20 protein-coding genes and 1 pseudogene are annotated in these 19,832 nt (G+C 71.4%); 13 read left to right on the top strand and 8 right to left on the bottom strand.

Annotated elements, in window-relative coordinates:
- Positions 1-11: 11 nt before the first annotated feature.
- The 5 genes from ABZ919_RS27670 to ABZ919_RS27650 all read right to left on the bottom strand — a co-directional run bounded on the left by ABZ919_RS27670 (position 12) and on the right by ABZ919_RS27650 (position 4,999).
- Positions 12-875: a phosphatidylinositol-specific phospholipase C/glycerophosphodiester phosphodiesterase family protein gene (locus tag ABZ919_RS27670; RefSeq protein ID WP_361252887.1), complete on the bottom strand. Its 864-nt coding sequence runs from the start codon at positions 873-875 to the stop codon at positions 12-14.
- Between the two features lie 176 nt (positions 876-1,051).
- The gene (locus ABZ919_RS27665; protein ID WP_361252885.1) at positions 1,052-2,134 is read right to left on the bottom strand and encodes an acyl-CoA dehydrogenase family protein; all 1,083 of its coding nucleotides are present in this window, start codon (positions 2,132-2,134) and stop codon (positions 1,052-1,054) included.
- A complete protein-coding gene (locus tag ABZ919_RS27660) occupies positions 2,131-3,312 on the bottom strand; it encodes an acyl-CoA dehydrogenase family protein (protein WP_361252884.1) in 1,182 nt (393 codons plus the stop codon). Before ABZ919_RS27660 ends, ABZ919_RS27665 begins: the two co-directional genes overlap by 4 nt.
- Positions 3,309-4,274 (bottom strand): NADPH:quinone oxidoreductase family protein, encoded by a 966-nt coding sequence (locus tag ABZ919_RS27655; RefSeq protein WP_361252882.1) that lies wholly within the window; start codon positions 4,272-4,274, stop codon positions 3,309-3,311. The genes ABZ919_RS27660 and ABZ919_RS27655 overlap by 4 nt, the downstream gene beginning before the upstream one ends.
- Before the next feature lie 149 nt (positions 4,275-4,423).
- Positions 4,424-4,999, bottom strand: a complete 576-nt coding sequence (locus tag ABZ919_RS27650) for an XRE family transcriptional regulator (RefSeq protein ID WP_361252880.1) — start codon at positions 4,997-4,999, stop codon at positions 4,424-4,426.
- Positions 5,000-5,172: 173 nt separating this feature from the next.
- On the opposite strand from ABZ919_RS27650, the pseudogene ABZ919_RS27645 reads away from it, so the two are divergent.
- The 5 genes and pseudogenes from ABZ919_RS27645 to ABZ919_RS27625 all read left to right on the top strand — a co-directional run.
- A pseudogene (locus ABZ919_RS27645) lies at positions 5,173-5,343 on the top strand (thioredoxin reductase); the annotation flags it as partial.
- Positions 5,344-5,347: 4 nt separating this feature from the next.
- Positions 5,348-6,886 carry an ATP-dependent DNA ligase gene (locus ABZ919_RS27640; RefSeq protein WP_361252878.1) on the top strand — a complete coding sequence of 513 codons (1,539 nt, stop codon included), beginning with the start codon at positions 5,348-5,350 and terminating at the stop codon, positions 6,884-6,886.
- Complete coding sequence (locus ABZ919_RS27635; protein ID WP_361252876.1) at positions 6,883-7,356, top strand: NUDIX domain-containing protein; 474 nt, start codon at positions 6,883-6,885, stop codon at positions 7,354-7,356. Before ABZ919_RS27640 ends, ABZ919_RS27635 begins: the two co-directional genes overlap by 4 nt.
- Before the next feature lie 75 nt (positions 7,357-7,431).
- The gene (locus ABZ919_RS27630) at positions 7,432-8,817 is read left to right on the top strand and encodes an NADP-dependent succinic semialdehyde dehydrogenase (protein ID WP_361252874.1); all 1,386 of its coding nucleotides are present in this window, start codon (positions 7,432-7,434) and stop codon (positions 8,815-8,817) included.
- A 25-nt stretch (positions 8,818-8,842) separates the two neighbouring features.
- Entirely contained in the window at positions 8,843-9,076 is a 234-nt protein-coding gene (locus ABZ919_RS27625; protein ID WP_079048970.1) for a DUF6213 family protein, read from the top strand.
- On the opposite strand, the gene ABZ919_RS27620 is transcribed toward ABZ919_RS27625, so the two are convergent.
- Entirely contained in the window at positions 9,073-9,720 is a 648-nt protein-coding gene (locus ABZ919_RS27620) for a transcriptional regulator (RefSeq protein WP_361252871.1), read from the bottom strand. The two genes, ABZ919_RS27625 and ABZ919_RS27620, sit on opposite strands and share 4 nt — an antisense overlap.
- Positions 9,721-9,904: 184 nt before the next feature.
- On the opposite strand from ABZ919_RS27620, the gene ABZ919_RS27615 reads away from it, so the two are divergent.
- The 3 genes from ABZ919_RS27615 to ABZ919_RS27605 are packed head-to-tail and all read left to right on the top strand — an operon-like array spanning position 9,905 to position 12,720.
- Positions 9,905-10,969 carry a type III polyketide synthase gene (locus tag ABZ919_RS27615; RefSeq protein WP_361252869.1) on the top strand — a complete coding sequence of 355 codons (1,065 nt, stop codon included), beginning with the start codon at positions 9,905-9,907 and terminating at the stop codon, positions 10,967-10,969.
- A gap of 7 nt (positions 10,970-10,976) precedes the next feature.
- The gene (locus tag ABZ919_RS27610; RefSeq protein ID WP_361252867.1) at positions 10,977-12,191 is read left to right on the top strand and encodes a cytochrome P450; all 1,215 of its coding nucleotides are present in this window, start codon (positions 10,977-10,979) and stop codon (positions 12,189-12,191) included.
- 7 nt (positions 12,192-12,198) lie between these two features.
- Entirely contained in the window at positions 12,199-12,720 is a 522-nt protein-coding gene (locus tag ABZ919_RS27605; protein ID WP_361252863.1) for a cupin domain-containing protein, read from the top strand.
- On the opposite strand, the gene ABZ919_RS27600 is transcribed toward ABZ919_RS27605, so the two are convergent.
- Positions 12,717-13,943 carry an acyl-CoA dehydrogenase family protein gene (locus ABZ919_RS27600; RefSeq protein ID WP_361252861.1) on the bottom strand — a complete coding sequence of 409 codons (1,227 nt, stop codon included), beginning with the start codon at positions 13,941-13,943 and terminating at the stop codon, positions 12,717-12,719. The two genes, ABZ919_RS27605 and ABZ919_RS27600, sit on opposite strands and share 4 nt — an antisense overlap.
- Before the next feature lie 170 nt (positions 13,944-14,113).
- Between ABZ919_RS27600 and ABZ919_RS27595 the strand changes: the two genes are divergently transcribed.
- Positions 14,114-14,758 carry a TetR family transcriptional regulator gene (locus ABZ919_RS27595; RefSeq protein WP_361252859.1) on the top strand — a complete coding sequence of 215 codons (645 nt, stop codon included), beginning with the start codon at positions 14,114-14,116 and terminating at the stop codon, positions 14,756-14,758.
- A 13-nt stretch (positions 14,759-14,771) separates the two neighbouring features.
- Here the strand turns inward: ABZ919_RS27595 and def are convergent, their stop codons facing one another.
- Positions 14,772-15,311, bottom strand: a complete 540-nt coding sequence (gene def / locus ABZ919_RS27590; protein WP_361252857.1) for a peptide deformylase — start codon at positions 15,309-15,311, stop codon at positions 14,772-14,774.
- A 152-nt stretch (positions 15,312-15,463) separates the two neighbouring features.
- Between def and ABZ919_RS27585 the strand changes: the two genes are divergently transcribed.
- The 4 genes from ABZ919_RS27585 to ABZ919_RS27570 all read left to right on the top strand — a co-directional run bounded on the left by ABZ919_RS27585 (position 15,464) and on the right by ABZ919_RS27570 (position 19,766).
- A complete protein-coding gene (locus tag ABZ919_RS27585; RefSeq protein ID WP_361252855.1) occupies positions 15,464-16,702 on the top strand; it encodes a MurT ligase domain-containing protein in 1,239 nt (412 codons plus the stop codon).
- Between the two features lie 21 nt (positions 16,703-16,723).
- Positions 16,724-17,452 carry a glutamine amidotransferase gene (locus ABZ919_RS27580; protein ID WP_361252853.1) on the top strand — a complete coding sequence of 243 codons (729 nt, stop codon included), beginning with the start codon at positions 16,724-16,726 and terminating at the stop codon, positions 17,450-17,452.
- Positions 17,453-17,653: 201 nt separating this feature from the next.
- Positions 17,654-18,679, top strand: coding sequence for a 6-phosphofructokinase (locus tag ABZ919_RS27575; protein WP_361252851.1), 1,026 nt, complete (start codon positions 17,654-17,656; stop codon positions 18,677-18,679).
- A gap of 136 nt (positions 18,680-18,815) precedes the next feature.
- Entirely contained in the window at positions 18,816-19,766 is a 951-nt protein-coding gene (locus tag ABZ919_RS27570) for a cytochrome c oxidase assembly protein (protein WP_361252849.1), read from the top strand.
- The last annotated feature ends 66 nt before the right edge of the window (positions 19,767-19,832 follow it).

Here is a 19,832-nt window from a genome sequence, read left to right as displayed (position 1 = left end):
AACGTGTGGTGTTACGGGGTGGGGTGGGCGTCCAGGAAGGTTTCCAGGCCGGCCAGGTCGTCGGTGTTGAGGTAGTCGACACCGGCGGCGAGCAGTTCCGTCCACAGGGCGTCGCGGGCCGGGCCCGCGGCGTCCGGGGTGGCCCAGAACCGCACCTGCTGCGCCCGCGCGTGCGCGGCGGCCGTGATGCTCCGCAGCTTCTGCCGCTCGGCGTCGGGGAACGCGCCCTCGCCCGTCCAGGTGAAGTTCTGCGTCCAGTTGTCGCTGATCAGCGAGATGAAGGTGGCCGGCGCGGTACTTGCGAGGTCGGTGAGCCGACCGTCGTAGAAGGCGCGGCGCTCTTCCTGCGCCTCCATGGGGATGCGGGCGGCGCGGTCGCCGGAGACGACGGCGGTGACCGGCCCGGGGTGCACCCGCCCGTGCGCGCAGCGGGTGAACAGGTGCGGGTAGCGGCGCAGATGGCGGTCGAGTTCCAGGTACGTCGACGAGCCCTCGGTCTTGATGTCGATCAGGAGTTGCAGCGGCCTGCGCCGGCCCCGGTACACCGAGCCGTGCCCGGCGCGGACGCGGGCGGCGAGCGGGTCCAGGTAGAGGGATTCCAGAGTCCGGTTCGGGTCCAGCTCGGAGGAGTCGTGACCGATGAGAAGCTGGTCGCCGACGAGGAAGATGTCGGCCTCGACGCTGCCGAAGCGGTGGTCGAGAGCGTCGAACAGCGGCCGGGGGTGCTCGTAGTCGTTGTGGGCGTGCGCGTTCCACAGCGGGCGCGGACCGCGGTGGGAGCCGGCCGCCCGGGCCTGCGACGCGGGCAGTACGACCGCGCCGGCGAGCGCGGCGCCGAGGGCGCTGAGGGCTCTGCGACGGGTGGTGAGGGCCATGCTCTGCCTCCCTTGAGGTGCCGGATGGGACCGGGGAGAGTATGCGTGGCCTGGCCACTCAACGCGCCTGGTCTCGCGGGGAGTTGGCGCGTTGTTCACCTCGGGGGAGCAGTGCGTGGCGAAGCGGGCGCACGAAGAAGCCCGCCCCGTGCGGGGCGGGCTTCCACGGGCTTGTGTCAGGGCGCCCGGAGGTCGATCAGTTCGGCCAGTGCCGCGCGGTGGGCGCCCGCCGTGCCGTAGGCGATCGAGTCCGCCTTGGCGCGCTTGAGGTACAGGTGGACCGGGTGCTCCCAGGTCATGCCGATGCCGCCGTGCAGTTGCAGTGCCTCCTCGGCGGCGTGGACGGCCACGGGCGCCGCGTAGGCCTGCGCGACGGCGACCGAGACGTCGGCGTCCGTGCCGGAGGCGAGCGCGTCCGCGGCTGCGCGGGCGGCCGCCCGGAGGTTGACGACCTCGAGCCACAGCTGGGCGAGCCGGTGCTTGAGCGCCTGGAAGCCGCCGACCGGCCGGTTGAACTGCTTGCGCTCCTTCAGGTAGCGGACCGTCTCGGTCAACGTCCAGTCGGCGACGCCGAGTTGTTCCGAGGCGAGTAGTCCGGCGGCGGCGCGCAGCGCCCGGCGCACCGCGGGTTCCGCGTCGCCGACGCGGCGGCCGGCGGCACCCTCGAGTCGTACCGTCGCCAGCGGGCGGGTGAGGTCCAGGGAGGTCTGCGGGGTGACCGTCGCGGCGTGGGCGGGGACGGCGTAGAGACCGCCGTCGTCGGCCGGGACGAGCAGGACGTCGGCCACGGCCGCGTCGGCGATGCCGGTCAACTCACCGTGCAGGCCGCCGTTCTCCAGCCGAACCGCCGTGACGGCGGCGTCCGGGGCCGAGTGCAGGGCGACCGCGAGCGCGCCGATGGTGCGACCGGAGGCCAGCTGCCCCAGCAGTTCCTGGTCGCCGCAGGCCAGCAGGGCCTCGGTGGCCACCACCGCGCTGGTGAGGTAGGGCACGGGCGCGACCGCCCGGCCCAGTTCCTCCAGCACGACGGCCACTTCCCGGGCCGAGGCGCCCTGGCCGCCCTGCTCCTCGGGCACCAGGAGACCGGCCAGGCCCATGCCCTCGGCGAGGGACTTCCACAGGGCGAGGTCGTGCGGGGCGTCGGACTCGACGCGGCCGATCACGTCCGCCGGCGCGCAGTGGTCCGTGAGAAGGTCGCGCACGGCGGCGCGCAGCGCCTCTTCCTCCTCGGAGTACAGCAGGTCCGGCGCTTTAGTCATCGGGCCAGGTCCTTCCATGCGACGTCCTTGTCGGTGCGCGGCTCGGCGGGCAGGCCGAGGACCCGCTCGGCGACGATGTTGAGCAGCACCTCACTGGTCCCGCCCTCGATGCTGTTGCCCTTGGAGCGCAGATAGCGGTAGCCGGCGTCACGGCCGGTGAAGTCGACCAGCTCGGGGCGGCGCATGGTCCAGTCGTCGTACAACAGGCCTTCCTCGCCGCGGAGTTCGACCTCGAGGCCGCTGATCTCCTGGTTGAGCCGGGCGAAGGCGAGCTTCATGCCGGAGCCCTCGTAGCCGGGCTGGCCGGCGACGAGCTGCTGGCGCAGGCGTTCGGCGGTGAGGCGGGAGACCTCGGCCTCGACCCACAGCCTGAGCAGGCGCTGGTGCAGTTCGTGGGTGCGCAGCTCGGGGCGTTCGCGCCAGGTCGTGGACACGGGGCCGATCATGCCGCCCTCGCGGGGCAGGGCCATGCCGCCGATGGAGACGCGCTCGTTCATCAGCGTGGTCTGGGCGACCCGCCAGCCGTCGCCGACCTCGCCGAGGCGGCGGGAGTCGGGGATGCGGACGTCGGTGAGGAAGACCTCGTTGAACTCGGCCTCGCCGGTGATCTGGCGCAGCGGCCGGACCTCGACGCCCGGGTCGGTCATGTCGCAGATGAAGTACGTGATGCCCGCGTGCTTGGGCACGTCCGGCTCGGTGCGGGCGATGAGGATGGCCCAGCGGGCGAGGTGCGCGCTGGAGGTCCACACCTTCTGTCCGTTGACGACCCAGTCCTCGCCCTCGCGGACGGCCCGGGTGCCGAGCGCGGCCAGGTCGGAGCCGGCGCCGGGCTCGCTGAACAGCTGGCACCAGACCTCCTCCCCGGTCCACAGCGGCCGCAGAAGGCTCCGCTTCTGCTCCTCGGTGCCGTACTTGAGGATCGTCGGCGCGGCCATGCCGAGGCCGATGCCGAGGCGCCGGGGGTCGTTGTCGGGGGCGCCGGCGGCCTCCAGTTCGGCGTCCACGACGCCCTGCAGGGAGCGCGGGGCACCCAGTCCGCCGAGGCCCTCGGGGTAGTGCACCCAGGCGAGTCCGGCGTCGAAACGGGCGCGCAGGAATTCCAGGCGGCCGGTCCGAGCCGGTGGGTGCGCTGCCAGCAACTCCCGTGTCCGGCGGCGGAGTTCTTCGGCGTCGGTCATGCTGCTCCCTCCATCACGACGGCGATGCGGCCGGTGGACCGGCCGTCCGCCACCTTCTGCACGGCCGCGGCGGCCTCGCCGAGCGGCACCCGCTCGCTCACCAGCGGCTTGATCGCGCCCCGGGCGGCCAGGTCGGTCAGTTCCTCGTGGCAGCGCAGGATGAGCTTGGGGTTCTTGGTGGCGTACAGGCCCCAGTGCAGGCCGAGGATCGAGTAGTTCTTCACCAGGGCGTGGTTGAGGGCCGGGCTGGGGATGGTGCCGCTCGCGAAGCCGACGACGACGATCCGGCCCTCGAAGGCGACGAGCTTGGCGGACTGGGCGTAGGCCTCGCCGCCGACCGGGTCGTAGATCACGTCGGCGCCCCGGCCGCCGGTGGCCTCCTTGACGGCCGCGATCACGTCCTCGGAGCGCCGGTCGACCACCACGTCACAGCCCATTTCGCGGGCCACGGCGGCCTTGTCCGCGCCGCCGACGACGCCGATCACGGTGGCGCCGGCCGCCTTGCCGAGCTGGACGGCGGCGCTGCCGACGCCTCCCGCGGCGGCGTGTACGAGCAGGGTCTCACCGGCCTCCAGCCGGGCACGCCGGTGCAGGGCGAACCACCCCGTCTGGTAGCCGATGTGCAGGGCGGCGGCCTCGGCGTCGTCCAGCGACTCCGGCGCCGGCAGCAGGGCACGGGTGTCGGCGACGGCGTACTCGGCGAAGCCGCCGTACGGCAGAGCGGGGTTGGCGAGCACCCGGCGGCCGTCCTCGGTCTCGCCGCAGATCTCCACACCGGGCGTGAACGGCAGCGGCGGGCGCACCTGGTACTGCCCGCGGCACAGCAGCGCGTCCGGGAAGTTGATGTTGGCGGCGCGCACGCGCAGGAGCACCTGGCCGTCACCGGGCGTGGGCCGCTCCACCTCCGCCAGGCGCATCACCGCGCTCGGCTCGCCGTTCTCGTGCACTTGCCATGCCTGCATGCGGGGCCTCCACGGAACTGCTTCGTCTCTGACCGGGTCCGTCGACATACTAAGCGGTCGCTTGCCGATCAGGGAACAGCCGACCGCGTCACGGTCCGGGTCGGCCGTGTCACTGCCGCGCCGCAGGGTCCCTGCCGGCGGCCGCCGCGTCACTTGCGGGCCGGCCGCGCCCGCACGTGCATCCGCTCGCCCTGCGGCCCGAACAGGCTGAGGAACTCCACCGGCCCCTGCCCCGTCGACCCGAACCAGTGGGGCACGCGCGTGTCGAACTCGGCGGCCTCCCCCGGGGCCAGCACCACGTCGTGCTCGCCGAGGACCAGCCGCAGCCGCCCCGACAGCACATACAGCCACTCGTACCCCTCGTGGGTGCGCGGATCGGGCTCCTGCACGCGCTGCGGCTCCAGGACCTTGAAGGCCTGGAGGCCGCCGGGCCGGCGGGTGAGCGGCCAGTGGGTGCGTCCGCCGCGCACGATCGGCTCGGCCCGCACCCGCGGGTCCCCCACCGGCGGCGCGCCGACCAGCTCGTCCAGCGGCACCCGGTGGACCTGGGCGATCGGCAGCAGCAGCTCGAGGCTGGGCCTGCGCAGGCCGGACTCCAGCCGGGACAGGGTGCTGACCGAGATGCCGGTGGCCTCGGAGAGCGCGGCCAGGGTCACCTCCCGCTCCTTGCGGATGCGGCGCAGCCGGGCGCCCACCTCCGCCAGTACGTCGTCCGTCGTGTTCATGGCCACCATTGCAGAACCGGCAACTATGTTTGTCAATCCGGCATGCTCCGGGCGACCGTCGCGTCATGACCGGCGCCACGGCGTGGAACTGGTCCGGGACCGGGTGGCCGACGCGAGCAGGGAGGGCTCCCCCACAGGGGGTGCCCCCAGCGAGCCGGAGCCCGGTGTGGCCATCCGCCGTGCCCGGCCCGTGGGCGGCGGGCAACGGCGGCGGCTCCGCGGAGCAGGTGATCAACGCGGCGAGTCGGGGCTACCGGGCAGGGGCGGCGATCGACGGGGAGTCGCTGATCGCGGACCGGACCACGCAGCCCGGGTGTGGACCACGCTCCCCCGGTGCACCCTGAGGGCATGTTGCTGACCCGGCTCGCCCAGGTGTCACGGGAGGTCGCCGCGACGGCGGCGCGGTCCCGCAAGACGGAGCTGCTCGCGGAGCTGTTCCAGGAGGCCGGGGCGGACGACGTGCCGATCGTCATCCCGTACCTGGCCGGGCGGCTGCCGCAGGGCCGGATCGGCGTCGGCTGGAAGGTGCTGGGCCGCCCGGTGCCCCCGGCCGCCGAGCCCTCCCTCACCGTCCGCGAGGTCGACGTCCAGTTCAGCGAGCTGGGCAAGGTGTCCGGTCCGGGCTCGCAGGCCGAGCGGGCCCGGCTCGTCGGGGAGCTGATGGGCGCGGCCACCGAGGAGGAGCAGCGGTTCCTGCGAGGCCTGCTCACCGGCGAGGTGCGGCAGGGCGCCCTGGACGCGGTCGCGGTGGAGGGCCTGGCCCGGGCGACCGGCGCCGATCCGGCCGCCGTACGGCGGGCCGTGATGCTCGCCGGGTCGCTGCAGACGGTCGCCCAGGCCCTGCTCGGCGAGGGGCCCGTCACGCTCGACCGGTTCCGCCTCACGGTGGGCCGTCCGGTGCTGCCGATGCTGGCGCACAGTGCGTCCTCCGTCGCCGAGGCGGTGGAGAAGCTGGGTGCCTGCGCGGTGGAGGAGAAGCTGGACGGCATCCGGGTGCAGGTCCACCGGGACGGCGACACGGTCCGGGTGCACACCCGGACCCTGGACGACATCACCGACCGGCTGCCCGAAGTGACCGCTGCAGCACGGGAGTTGCCGGGCGAGCGGTTCATCCTGGACGGCGAGGTGATCTCCTTCGACGCGGCCGGGCGGCCCCGGTCCTTCCAGGAGACGGCGGGCCGGGTCGGATCCCGCACGGACGTCGCGAGGGCGGCCGAGGAGACCCCCGTCTCCCCCGTCTTCTTCGACGCCCTGTCGGTGGACGGCAACGACCTGCTGGACCTGCCCTTCGGCGAGCGGCACGCGGAGCTGGCCCGGCTGGTTCCCGAGCCGATGCGGGTGCGCCGCACGGTCGCCCGGGGGCCGCAGGACATCGCGGAGGCGGAGCGCTTCCTCGCGGACACCCTGACCCGCGGCCACGAGGGTGTGGTGGTCAAGGCGCTGGACGCGCCCTACAGCGCGGGCCGGCGCGGCGCCGCCTGGCTGAAGGTCAAGCCCGTCCACACCCTCGACCTGGTCGTGCTGGCCGCCGAGTGGGGGCACGGCCGCCGCACCGGCAAGCTGTCCAACCTGCACCTCGGGGCCCGCGACCCGGACGGCGGCTTCGCGATGCTCGGCAAGACCTTCAAGGGCATGACCGACGCGATGCTCACGTGGCAGACCGAGCGGCTGCGGCAGCTGGCCGTCCAGGACGACGGCTGGGTGGTCCGGGTCCGCCCCGAACTCGTCGTGGAGATCGCCTACGACGGCCTCCAGCGCTCCTCCCGCTACCCGGCCGGCGTCACCCTGCGCTTCGCCCGCGTGGTCCGCTACCGCGAGGACAAACGGCCCGAGGAGGCCGATACCGTGGAGGCCCTGCTGGCAGCCCACCCGGAGGTCGAGCCGTGACGGCGCGTACGACGAGGCGCAGCGCGGGACTGCTGTTGTTCCGGCACACCGACGAGGGACTCCAGGTACTGCTCGGCCATATGGGCGGTCCCCTCTGGGCGAAGAAGGAGGCCGGGGCGTGGACGGTTCCCAAGGGCGAGTACGAACCCGGCGAGCCGGCCCGGGAGGCCGCCCGGCGCGAGTTCCAGGAGGAACTGGGGCTGGTGCCGCCCGACGGGGAAGCCGTACCGCTGGGCGAGGTCACGCAGAAGAACGGCAAGATCGTCACGGCGTGGGCCGTGCGGGCCGACCCTGACCTGAGCGGCTTCACCCCCGGCACCTTCGCCATGGAGTGGCCCCCGCGGTCCGGCCGGGTGCAGGAGTTCCCGGAGCTGGACCGCGTGGCGTGGCTCGGCCTGGAGCGGGCCCGTGAGGTGATCATCGCGGCACAGACCGCGTTTCTCGACCGGCTGGCGGAGCACTCGGGCTGAAGCGGACCTCACGCGTTGCGGACGGACGTACCGCGCGCGAAGGTCGAAGCAAGCCCGCTCCCAGGGAGGTCAGCCATGCCCATCGCGACGGTGAACCCGGCGAACGGCGAGACGCTCAAGACGTACGAGCCCATGGGCGAGGAGGAGCTGGAGCGCCGGCTCCAGCTCGCCGAGGCCACGTTCCGCACCTACCGGACGACCGCGTTCGCCGACCGCGCCCGGCTGATGAACAAGGCCGCCGACCTGCTGGACGAGGATCAGCAGGAGGTGGCCCGGATGATGACCACCGAGATGGGCAAGCCGATCAGGCAGGCCCGCGCGGAGGCCGCGAAGTGCGCCAAGGCGATGCGCTGGTACGCCGAACGCGCCGAGGGCCTGCTGGCCGAGGAGGAGCCCGCCGAGTCGGACGTGAAGGACTCCGGCGCCCTGCGGGTCCGGGTGCGGTACCGGCCCCTGGGCCCCGTGCTGGCGGTGATGCCGTGGAACTTCCCGCTGTGGCAGGTGATCCGGTTCGCCGCGCCCGCGCTGATGGCGGGCAACGTGGGCCTGCTCAAGCACGCCTCCAACGTCCCCCAGACGGCCCTGTACCTGGAGGACCTGTTCCACCGTGCGGGCTTCACGGAGGGCTGCTTCCAGACGCTGCTGATCGGTTCTGCGGCGGTGGACGACATCCTGCGCGACGAGCGGGTCAAGGCGGCCACCCTGACGGGCAGCGAGCCGGCGGGCCGGGCGGTCGCCTCCACCGCCGGCGAGATGATCAAGAAGACGGTGCTGGAGCTGGGCGGCAGCGACCCGTACGTCGTGATGCCCTCCGCCGACCTGGACCGGGCGGCCGGGATCGCGGTGACCGCACGGACGCAGAACACGGGACAGTCCTGCATCGCCGCCAAACGGTTCATCGTGCACTCCGACGTCTACGACGCATTCGCCGAGAAGTTCGTCGCGGGCATGAAGGCGCTCAGGACCGGTGACCCGATGGACGAGGGCACGGACATCGGGCCGCTCGCGAGCGAGCGCGGCCGGGCCGACCTCGAGGAGCTGGTCGACGACGCCAGGCGGTCCGGTGCCGAGGTGCTGTGCGGCGGGAAACGCCCCGACGGCCCGGGCTGGTTCTACCCGCCCACCGTGATCGCCGGCGTGACCCGGGAGATGCGCATCCACCGTGAGGAGGCGTTCGGCCCGGTGGCCACGCTGTACCGGGCCGGTGACCTGGACGAGGCGCTGCTCATCGCGAACGACAGCCCGTTCGGACTGAGTTCGAACGTTTGGACGCGGGAGGAGAGTGAGATCGAGCGGTTCGCGCGCGATCTGGAGGCCGGGTCCGTGTACGTCAACGGGATGACCGCCTCCCATCCGGCCTTCCCCTTCGGCGGGATCAAGCGGTCCGGATACGGCCGTGAGCTGTCCGGGCACGGTATCCGGGAGTTCTGCAACATCACCACGGTTTGGCAGGGTGCGTGAGCACTGCACGGCTACCATCCCCTTTGTGAACCGCGAAGTGACCCTGCCTCTGATCGTCGACGACCGCGGTACCTTGCAGGTGGCTGCGGCCGACGTGAGTAAGTTGCTGCGGACCGTGGGCGGGCGATGGCTGCGGCTTGTCGAGGCCGGGGAGCAGGGGCTGGACGAGGACACGGTGGCGGCTCTGACCATCGAACTGGCCAAGCTCGCGGATCGCATCGACGTGGCGTGCATCGCGCACAGCAGCGGCGCGCCCTAACCCAGCGACGTCCAGAACATCCCCTCGTAAACCTGGAGCAGACTTCCGTAGGTGCAGGCCCTGTCCGGGTCCAGTGTGCCCGTGTCCAGGCCCTCCTGGACCGCTATCGTCGCCTGCCGGTCGAGGTCCGGCGCCGGTTCGGCGAAGGTGTCGAAGAACCCGCAGGCCTCCGCCGTGAAGCCGTAGGGGGTGCGCAGGCCCTCGGCGACACGGGCGCAGTAGCCGCCCCAGGCGGAGAAGTTGGCCGTGAGGGCCAGGACGACGTCCGCCGGGGAGGCGTTGAGGGCCGGCCAGGAGACGTAGGCGGGGCAGGCCTGGCAGCCGGCCAGGGGGGCGTGGGCGCGCGAGCGGTCCTCCGTCACCCCGCAGGCCCGCGCGAAGGCCTCCAGACGGGTGGCCGCCAGTTCCTCGCCCGCCGCCAGGGTGGTGAAGAAGGCAGCGGACCCGGGGGCGGCACGGTTCGCCAGGCGCTCGAAGGAACGGCGGTCGGCGGGGATCACCCCTTGCTGTTCCAGGGCGAGCCTCGCCAGGCCCTCCACGGGCGCCTCACCGCGCTCCACGCGCGCGACGAAGGCGTTGGCCCCCGGGTCCGGGGCAAGTGCGCCGGTGGTCGTCCGCAGCGGATCCGTGGCCGTCACGGTCATGGTGTTCTCCCTCCCGCCGACGTGCGGCTTCCCGTCCGAGCCTGGCACGGGGGTCCCCGGTCTGGAGTAGTTCGGCGAGAGATCGTCGCCGGCCCGGGTGATCGTGGGTGGACCACCTCTTGAGGTGGACGACTCTCTGACCGGCGGGCTCCGGCCTTCCGAAAGGTGAAAGCAGGCACGGTTCATGGCGACTTTGTGCAGACCCTCGGTGTCGGTTCCGGAACACGTGATCACGATGGAGGAGACGCTGGAGCTGGCGCGCTCCCGCCACGCGGACCACCCTCAACTGCCGCTCGCACTGCGGCTGATAGAGAACACGGGTGTCAAGACGCGGCACATCGTGCAGCCCATCGAGGAGACCCTCAGGCATCCCGGCTTCGAGGAGCGGAACAAGCTCTACGAAGCCGAGGCGAAGGCCCGGGTCCCCGCGGTGATCCAGCGGGCTCTCGACGACGCGGAACTCCTCACCACCGACATCGACGTGATCGTCTACGTCTCGTGCACGGGCTTCATGATGCCCTCGCTCACGGCGTGGCTGATCAACGAAATGGACTTCGACCCCACCACCCGACAGCTCCCCATAGCCCAGCTGGGCTGCGCGGCCGGCGGCGCGGCGATCAACCGCGCCCACGACTTCTGCTCGGCCTACCCGGAGGCCAACGCGCTGATCGTGGCCTGCGAGTTCTGCTCGCTGTGCTACCAGCCGACGGACCTCGGCGTCGGCTCGCTGCTCTCCAACGGCCTGTTCGGTGACGGCATAGCCGCCGCCGTGGTCCGCGGCAAGGGCGGCACCGGCATCGAGCTGGAGCGCAACGGCTCGTACCTGATCCCCAAGACCGAAGAGTGGATCATGTACGACGTCCGGGCGACCGGCTTCCACTTCCTGCTGGACAAGCGGGTGCCGGCCACCATGGAGCCGCTGGCACCGGCGCTGCAGGACCTGGCCGGCATGCACGGCTGGGACGCCTCCGACCTGGATTTCTACATCGTCCACGCCGGCGGCCCCCGCATCCTCGACGACCTGAGCAAGTTCCTCCAGGTCGACCCGCACGCCTTCCGGTTCAGCCGGGCCACCCTCACGGAGTACGGCAACATCGCCTCCGGAGTCGTGCTGGACGCGCTGCGCCGGCTGTTCGACGAGGGCGGCGCCGAGAACCGGGCGCGCGGGCTGCTCGCCGGGTTCGGACCCGGCATCACCGCGGAAATGGCGCTGGGCCGCTGGCGCAGCGCCGACCGAGAAACGGCATGAGTACGGCATGACCGAAGAGACGATCACCGAGACCCTGCCCCCGATCCGGCACTGGCCGGCGCTCGACCTGACCGGGACGGACTTCGACCCGGTGCTGACCGAGCTGATGCGCGAGGGACCGGTCACCCGTATCCAGCTGCCGAACGGCGAGGGCTGGGCCTGGCTGGTGACCCGGTACGACGACGTGCGCATGGTGACCAACGACCCCCGGTTCAGCCGCGAGGCGGTCATGGAGAAGCCGGTCACCCGGCTGGCTCCGCACTTCATCCCGGACCCGGGCGCGGTCGGCTTCCTCGACCCGCCCGACCACACCCGGCTGCGCCGCTCGGTGGCGGCCGCGTTCACCGCGAAGGGTGTGGAACGGGTGCGGGAGAAGGCGCGCGCCATGCTGGAGGAGCTGGTCGACGAGCTCCTCCAGGACGGCCCGCCCGCCGATCTCACGGCCACGATCCTCAGCCCGTTCCCGATCGCGGTGATCTGCGAGCTGATGGGGGTCCCGGCCGCCGACCGGCACACCATGCACACCTGGACCCAGCTCATCCTGTCCTCCTCCAACGGGAAGGAGGTCAGCGAGAAGGCCAAACGGGAGATGGCCGCCTACTTCTCCGACCTCATCGGGCTGCGCGAGAACAGCACGGCCGAGGACGTCACCTCACTGCTCGGCGCCGCGGTGGGCCGGGGCGAGGTGACGCTCGGGGAAGCCGTCGGGCTCGCCGGTCTGCTGCAGATCGGCGGCGAGGCGGTCACCAACAACAGCGGGCAGATGTTCTACCTGCTGCTGACCCGCCCCGACCTGGTGCAGCGACTGCGCGCGGAGCCGGAGATCCGCCCCAGGGCGATCGACGAGCTCCTGCGCTACATCCCGCACCGCAACGCGGTCGGCCTGTCCCGGATCGCCTTGGAGGACGTGGAGATCCGGGGCGTGCGGATCCGCGCGGGCGACGCGGTGTACAACTCCTACCTGGCCGCCAACCGTGACCCGGACGTCTTCCCCGACCCGGAGACCATCGATTTCTCCCGCAGCCCGAACCCGCACGTCTCCTTCGGTTTCGGCCCGCACTACTGCCCCGGCGGCCAGCTCGCCCGGCTGGAGTCGGAGCTGCTGGTGGACACCCTGCTGGACCGGGTGCCGGGTCTGAAGCTGGCCGTGCCGCCGGAGAGGGTGCCCTTCAAGAAGGGCGCGCTGATCCGGGGCCCCGAGGCCCTGCCGGTGACCTGGTGAACGGCCGATGACGGAGACCGAGGGACTGTACGTACCGCCGGGCCACGGCCGTGTCGTCGAAACACCGGCCCAGCGGGTGACGTTCAAGGTCACCGGCACCCATTCGCGGATGGCCTCCACCTTCGAGGTGGAGGTCCCGCCGGGCTTCGACGTGGGTGCCCATGTGCACACGCGCAGCGAGGAGCTGTTCTACGTCCTGGAGGGCGAACTGGACGTCCTCGCCTTCGAGCCACGCATCCGGACCCCCGACAACTGGAAGACGTGGGAGTCGAGTTCGGGCAGCCGGGTGGTGCGGGCGACCCCGGGCACGGTCATCGTCGTACCGCCGGGGTGCCCGCACGCGTTCGCGAACCCGACGGACACACCGGCGAAGATGTTCTTCCAGGCCTCTCCCCCACCCGACCACGAGCGCTACTTCGAGGAGCTGCTGGAGATCCTGGGGAACGGTGGCCCGCCCGATCAGGAGGCCATCGAGGCGCTGCGGGCCAAGTACGACATCGAGCAGCTGACGCCGCTCAGGCATCGTTAGCGAAGGGGCATCCCCGAGAGGGTACGGGCGATCACCAGACGCTGGATCTCGCTCGTGCCCTCGAAGATCGTGTAGATCGCGCTGTCCCGGTGCATCCGCTCGACCGGGTACTCCCGGGTGTACCCGTTGCCTCCGAGGATCTGAACGGCCTGCGCCGTGACCTTCTTGGCGGTCTCGCTGGCGAACAGCTTGGACATCGACCCCTCGGCCGCCGTGAACGGCTTGCCGTTGACCGCCATCCAGGAGGCCCGCCAGACCAGCAGCCGCGCGGCGTCGATCTGCGTCCGCATGTCGGCGAGCTGGAAGGCCACACCCTGGTTGTCGATGATCGGCCGGCCGAACTGCTCGCGGGTCTTGGCGTAGTCGAGGGCGACCTCGTACGCGGCCCGGGCGGTGCCGACCGCCATCGCGCCGACGGCCGGGCGGGACGCCTCGAACGTGGCCATCGCCGCGTTCTTCACGCGCTCCCCGCCCTTGGCGGCCCTCTCCCGGGCGCGGGCGAGACGCTCGTCCAGTTTCTCCTTGCCCCCCAGCAGGCAGGAACCGGGGACGCGGACGTCGTCGAGGATCACCTCGGCGGTGTGCGAGGCGCGGATGCCGTGCTTCTTGAACTTCTGGCCCTGGGCCAGGCCGGGCGTGCCCGGCGGGACGATGAAGGACGCGTGGCCCTTGGAGCCCAGCTCCGGGTCGACGCTGGCGACGACGACGTGGACGTTGGCGATGCCGCCGTTGGTCGCCCAGGTCTTCGTGCCGTTGATCACCCACTCGTCCGTCGCCTCGTCGTACACGGCGCGTGTGCGCATGGAGGCCACGTCGGAGCCGGCGTCGGGCTCGGAGGAGCAGAACGCGGCGACCTTGACGTCGTGGACGTCGCCGTACATCTGCGGGATCCAGGTGCCGATCTGTTCCTCGGTTCCGTTGGCGAGGACGCCCACGGCCGCGAGACCGGTGCCGACGATGGACAGGGCGATGCCCGCGTCGCCCCAGAACAGCTCCTCCATGGCCATCGGGATGCCGAGGCCCGTGGCGTCGAAGTACTGCTGCGCGTAGAAGTCGAGGGAGTAGATGCCGACCTTCGCGGCCTCCTGGATGACCGGCCAGGGGGTCTCCTCGCGCTCGTCCCACTCGGCGGCCGCGGGGCGGATCACGTCGGCGGCGAAGCCATGGAGCCAGTCCCGGACTTCCTTCTGTTCGTCGTTCAGCTCCATGGTGAACTCGGCCATGTCCCCTCCAGCGGCGGCAGTACAGTGTTACTAGCGGTAACACAAGTCTGTTACCGACCGGTAGGAAAAGTCAACCTCCGATGACGCCTCGGTATCCCGTTCGATGTCAGTGGCACAGTCAGTGTTAGTTTGCGCTGGCGTCACCGAATCAGCACGGGTGGGGAGAGCACATGGACACCACACAGCGGACCGATCAGCAGCGGTCCGCCGACCGCCGACGGCGCGAGCTGCTGGAGGCCGCCGACCGGGTGGTGCTCCGCGACGGCCCGCAGGCGTCGATGAACGCGATCGCGGCCGAGGCGGGAATCACCAAGCCGATCCTGTACCGGCACTTCGGCGACAAGGGCGGTCTTTACGCGGCCCTGGCCAAACGGCACACGGATGCGCTGCTCGATTCACTGCGGGCGGCGCTGGACGCTCCGGCGGACCGGCGGGAGCGGGTGGAGTCGACGCTGGACACGTATCTCGCCGCGATCGAGGCACGGCCCCAGGTGTACCGGTTCCTGATGCATCCGGCAGAGGGAAGCGCCGGGGGCGACCAGGGGTTCGACGTCGGCAAGCACTCCGCCCCGCTCCTGCGACGGATGGGCGAGGAGCTGGCCCAGGTGATCGAGGAGCGGGTCGACCTCGGGCCGGAGAGCCAGCAGCTCGCCCGGGTGTGGGGGCACGGGATCGTCGGGATGATGCACGCCGCCGGCGACTGGTGGCTCGGCGAACGGCCCTGCTCCCGGGCCGAGTTGGTGCGCTCGCTCGCGGATCTGCTGTGGGGTCGCCTCGCCGCTGCGGGGGACAGGATGGGAGGTCCGGGGTTCTGACGGCCGGGCCGCTTCACCGGTGCCAGGAAGCTCGCCCGATCTGCCTCAGCAATCTCCGTTTCCGCCACCCCGTGAGGTGGTCCGCGTACACCCGGCCCTCCAGGTGGTCGTTCTCGTGCTGCAGGCACCGGGCGAAGAAGCCCGTGCCGTGCACGGTCACCGGCTCCCCCTCCGCCGTGAAACCCTCGACCACCGCATGGTCGTAGCGCTCGGTCCCCGCCTCCAGGTCCGGCAGGGACAGACAGCCCTCCGGGCCCCGGATCACCACCCCGTCCGTCTCCACCAGACGCGGATTCACCACATGTCCCAGATGCCGCACATCATCGTCATCCGGGCAGTCATAGACGAACACCCGCAAAGGGACCCCCACTTGATTCGCGGCCAGTCCGACTCCCCGCGCCGCGTACATCGTGGCGAAGAGGTCCTCCACGAGGGCCGCCAGTTCGGGGCCGAATTCGGTGACTTCCCGGCATTGCTCGCGCAGCGCCGGGTCGCCGAGCAGGGTGAGAGGCCGGACGCGCCCGTGGGCGCCCGCAATGGAACCGTGTCGCATGGCGGCAAGGGTACGGTTCGTTCAGGTCGCGCCCGCCGCTCAAGGCGTGGGCCGGGATTCGGGTGTGCGAACGGATCTCGATAGGCTGAGGTCCACACCACGTTGCCGGATGGCCCCAGGCGCGGCGCGTACGCAAGGAGGATCGAGAACTGATGGCAGGGAACTCGGACCCGCTCTCGCCGCGGGCCAAGCTGGCCGTGACCGCGGGCAAGGCGGTCGCTGCGGCATCGCGCGCCGCGGGGCGCGGCAGCGGGTCGGTGATCGGTGGCCGGGTCGCGCTGAGACTCGACCCCGACCTGCTCGCGCGGCTCGCGCAGAACCTGGACGTCGTCCTGGTGTCCGCCACCAACGGCAAGACCACGACCACCCGGCTCATCGCCGAGGCGCTGCGCGCCGCGGGTCCGGTCGTGTCGAACGCGCTGGGCGCCAACATGCCGGCCGGTATCACCTCCGCCCTCGCGGGCGGCTCGGACGCGAAGTTCGGCGTCATCGAGGTGGACGAGAAGTACCTGGCCGGTGTGGCGCGGGACACGGACCCCAAGTGCATCGCGCTGCTGAACCTCTCCCGCGACCAGCTCGACCGCGCCGCCGAGACCCGGATGCTCGCCGAGAACTGGCGCGAGGGCCTCGCCGGCTCGAAGGCCGTCGTCGTCGCCAACTGCGACGACCCGCTGGTGGTGTGGGCCGCGTCCTCGTCGCCGAACGTGATGTGGGTGGCGGCCGGGCAGATGTGGAAGGACGACGCCTGGTCCTGCCCGTCCTGCGGTGGCGTGATGCAGCGCCCGGGCGACGACTGGTTCTGCGGTGAGTGCGGGTTCCGTCGGCCGACGCCGACCTGGGCGCTCTCCGGCGACCACGTGCTCGACCCGCACGGCTCCGCCTGGCCCATCCATCTGCAGCTTCCGGGCCGGGCCAACAAGGCGAACGCCGCCTCCTCCGCGGCCGTCGCCGCCGTCTTCGGGGTGCCGCCACAGGTCGCCCTGGAGCGGATGTACCAGGTGCAGGCGGTCGCGGGCCGTTATGACGTCGTGCAGTTCCAGAACCGGGATCTGCGCCTGCTGCTGGCCAAGAACCCGGCCGGCTGGCTGGAGACGTTCTCGCTGATCGACCCGCCGCCCGCGCCGGTGATCCTGTCCGTGAACGCCCGCGGCGCCGACGGCACCGACACCTCCTGGCTGTGGGACGTCGACTACACCCGGCTGACCGGTCACCCGATCTTCGTGATCGGCGACCGGAAGCTGGACCTCGCCGTCCGCCTGGAGGTCGCGAACCAGCACTTCCAGGTCTGCGACGACCTCGACGAGGCCGTGCAGATGTGCCCGCCGGGCCGGATCGAGGTCATCGCGAACTACACCGCGTTCCAGGACCTGCGCCGCCGCGTCGGCAACTGATCTTCGAAGGGCGATCACCTCATGAGCGACAACCAACTGCGGCTGGTGTGGATCTACCCGGACCTGCTGAGCACCTACGGCGACCAGGGCAACGCGCTCGTCGTGGAGCGGCGGGCCCGGCAGCGCGGCCTGGACGTGGCCCGGCTCGACGTGCGCAGCGACCAGCCGATCCCGACCTCCGGCGACATCTACCTGATCGGCGGCGGCGAGGACCGTCCGCAGCGGCTCGCGGCCGAGCGGCTGCGCCGCGACGGGCATCTGCAGCGGGCCGTGCAGAACGGCGCGATCGTCTTCTCCGTCTGCGCCGGCTACCAGATCCTCGGCCACGAGTTCATCAACGACCTCGGTCAGCGTGAGCCGGGCCTCGGCCTGCTCGACGTGGTCTCGGTGCGCGGCGAGGGCGAGCGGTGCGTCGGTGACGTGCTGGCCGACATCGACCCGCAGCTGGGACTGCCCCAGCTGACCGGTTTCGAGAACCACCAGGGCGTCACCCACCTCGGCCCGACCGCCCGCCCGCTCGCCCAGGTGAAGATCGGCCGGGGAAACGGCACCGGGGACGGCACGGAAGGGGCGTACAACGGGACCGTCTTCGGTACCTACATGCACGGCCCGGTCCTCGCCCGCAACCCGCAGATCGCCGACCTGCTGCTGAAGCTGGCACTCGACGTCAACGCGCTGCCTCCGATCGACGACCGCTGGTACGACGCGCTCCGCAACGAGCGCATCGCCGCTGCTCAGCAGCCCGCCTAGGCCTGCCTTCAGCGATATTCCAGCGTGCTGCGGCAGCTTCGCAGCGGGCCCGCCTGACGGCCCGTCCGCTCACATGTGCGGGCGCGTCCAGCAGGCGGACGCCCGCTACGGAGCCACCCCCTCACGCCGGTAGGGTGACCGGGAAACCGCCGGACAACGTGGTCCGGTCTCCCGGCCCACGTTGAGAAGGTATTTCGGGCTATGCGCATTGGTGTCCTCACGTCCGGCGGCGACTGCCCCGGCCTGAACGCCGTCATCCGGTCCGTCGTGCACCGTGCCGTCGCCGACCACGGCGACGAGGTCATCGGTTTCCGGGACGGCTGGAAAGGCCTCCTGGAGTGCGACTATCTGAAGCTCGACCTCGACGCCGTCGGCGGCATCCTGGCGCGCGGCGGCACCATCCTCGGCTCTTCCCGGGTCCGCCCCGAGCATCTGCGGGACGGTGTGGAGCGGGCCAAGGGCCATGTCGCGGAACTCGGTCTGGACGCGATCATCCCGATCGGTGGTGAGGGCACACTGAAGGCGGCCCGGCTGCTGTCGGACAACGGCCTGCCGATCGTGGGTGTGCCCAAGACCATCGACAACGACATCGCCGTCACCGATGTCACCTTCGGCTTCGACACGGCCGTCACCGTGGCGACGGAGGCCCTGGACCGGCTGAAGACCACCGCCGAGTCGCACCAGCGCGTGCTGATCGTGGAGGTCATGGGCCGGCACACCGGCTGGATCGCGCTGCACTCCGGCATGGCGGCCGGCGCCCACGCCATCGTCGTCCCCGAACGGCCCTTCGACATCGAGGAGTTGACGAAGAAGGTCGGCGAGCGGTTCGAGGCGGGCAAGCGGTTCGCCATCGTGGTCGCCGCGGAGGGCGCCAAGCCGAAGGCCGGCTCGATGGACTTCGACGAGGGCGGCAAGGACATCTACGGCCACGAGCGCTTCGCCGGCATCGCCCGGCAGCTGTCAATCGAGCTGGAGCAGCGGCTCGGCAAGGAGGCCCGGCCGGTGATCCTCGGGCATGTCCAGCGGGGCGGGACGCCGACGGCGTACGACCGGGTGCTGGCGACCCGCTTCGGCTGGCACGCGGTGGAGGCCGTGCACCGGGGCGAGTTCGGGATGATGACGGCGCTGCGCGGGACCGACATCGTGATGGTGCCCCTGGCGCAGGCCGTCGAGACCCTGAAGACCGTTCCGGTGGAGCGGTACGACGAGGCGGAGTGCGTCCTGTGATGCGGTAGTCCGGGTAGTTCGGACGAGAACAAACCGCCCCCGGTCACCGTCGTGACCGGGGGCGGTTCTACTCTTGGTGCGGACACAGACAGCTGTGGACAGACACCGCACAACCGCACGAATCAGGAGCCGCCGGATGGATCACAGCGGGCACGGCATGATGATGGATCTGCCGCCGTTCACGCTGGGGCGGGGACTCCAGTGGTCGGCGGATCGGTTCTTCCTCGTGGCCTGCCTCGCCGGGCTCGCCCTGTACGGCTGGGGTGTGGTGCGGCTGCGTCGGCGCGGGGACGCCTGGCCCGTCGGCCGTACGGCGTCGTACGTCGTCGGTGTACTGACCGTCGCCCTGGTGATGTGCACCGAGCTGAACGACTACGGCATGGTGATGTTCAGCGTGCACATGGTGCAGCACATGGTCATCAGCATGCTGTCGCCGATCCTGATCCTGCTCGGCGCGCCGGTCACCCTGGCCCTGCGGGCGCTGCCGGCCGCCGGCAAGGGCCGCAAGGGGCCGCGCGAGCTGCTGCTGGCGCTGCTGCACAGCCGGTACATGCGGATCATCACCCACCCGGCGTTCACGATCCCGCTGTTCATCGCGAGCCTGTACGCCCTGTACTTCACCTCGCTGTTCGACTTCCTGATGGGGTCCAAGGCGGGGCACGTCGCGATGATGGTGCACTTCCTGGCGGTCGGTGTGGTGTTCTTCTGGCCGATCATGGGCGTCGACCCGGGCCCGCGCCGGCCCGGTTACGTGATGCGGATGCTGGAGCTTTTCGCGGGCATGCCGTTCCACGCGTTCTTCGGCATCGCGCTGATGATGGCGTCGACGCCGATGGTGGAGACGTTCAAGAACCCGCCGGCCTCGCTCGGCATCGACGCGCTGGCCGACCAGACCGCGGCCGGCGGCATCGCCTGGGCGTTCAGCGAGATCCCGTCCGTGCTGGTGCTGATCGCGCTGCTGTTCCAGTGGTACCGCTCGGAACAGCGGCAGGCCAAGCGCACGGACCGGGCCGCCGACCGGGACGGCGACAAGGAGCTGGAGGCGTACAACGCCTACCTGGCCTCGCTGAACGCACGCGAGAGCTAGTGCTGCGACCGGAGCCGTCCCGTCCGGGGGGAAATCGGGGCACCATGGTCATGGACGGACCAAGAG

The sequence above is a fragment of the Streptomyces sp. NPDC046759 genome, assembly GCF_040645475.1.
In the GTDB taxonomy this organism is placed as follows: domain Bacteria; phylum Actinomycetota; class Actinomycetes; order Streptomycetales; family Streptomycetaceae; genus Streptomyces.
Note: the sequence above shows the minus strand (reverse complement) of the source record. Positions and strands in the feature narration are given on the sequence as shown.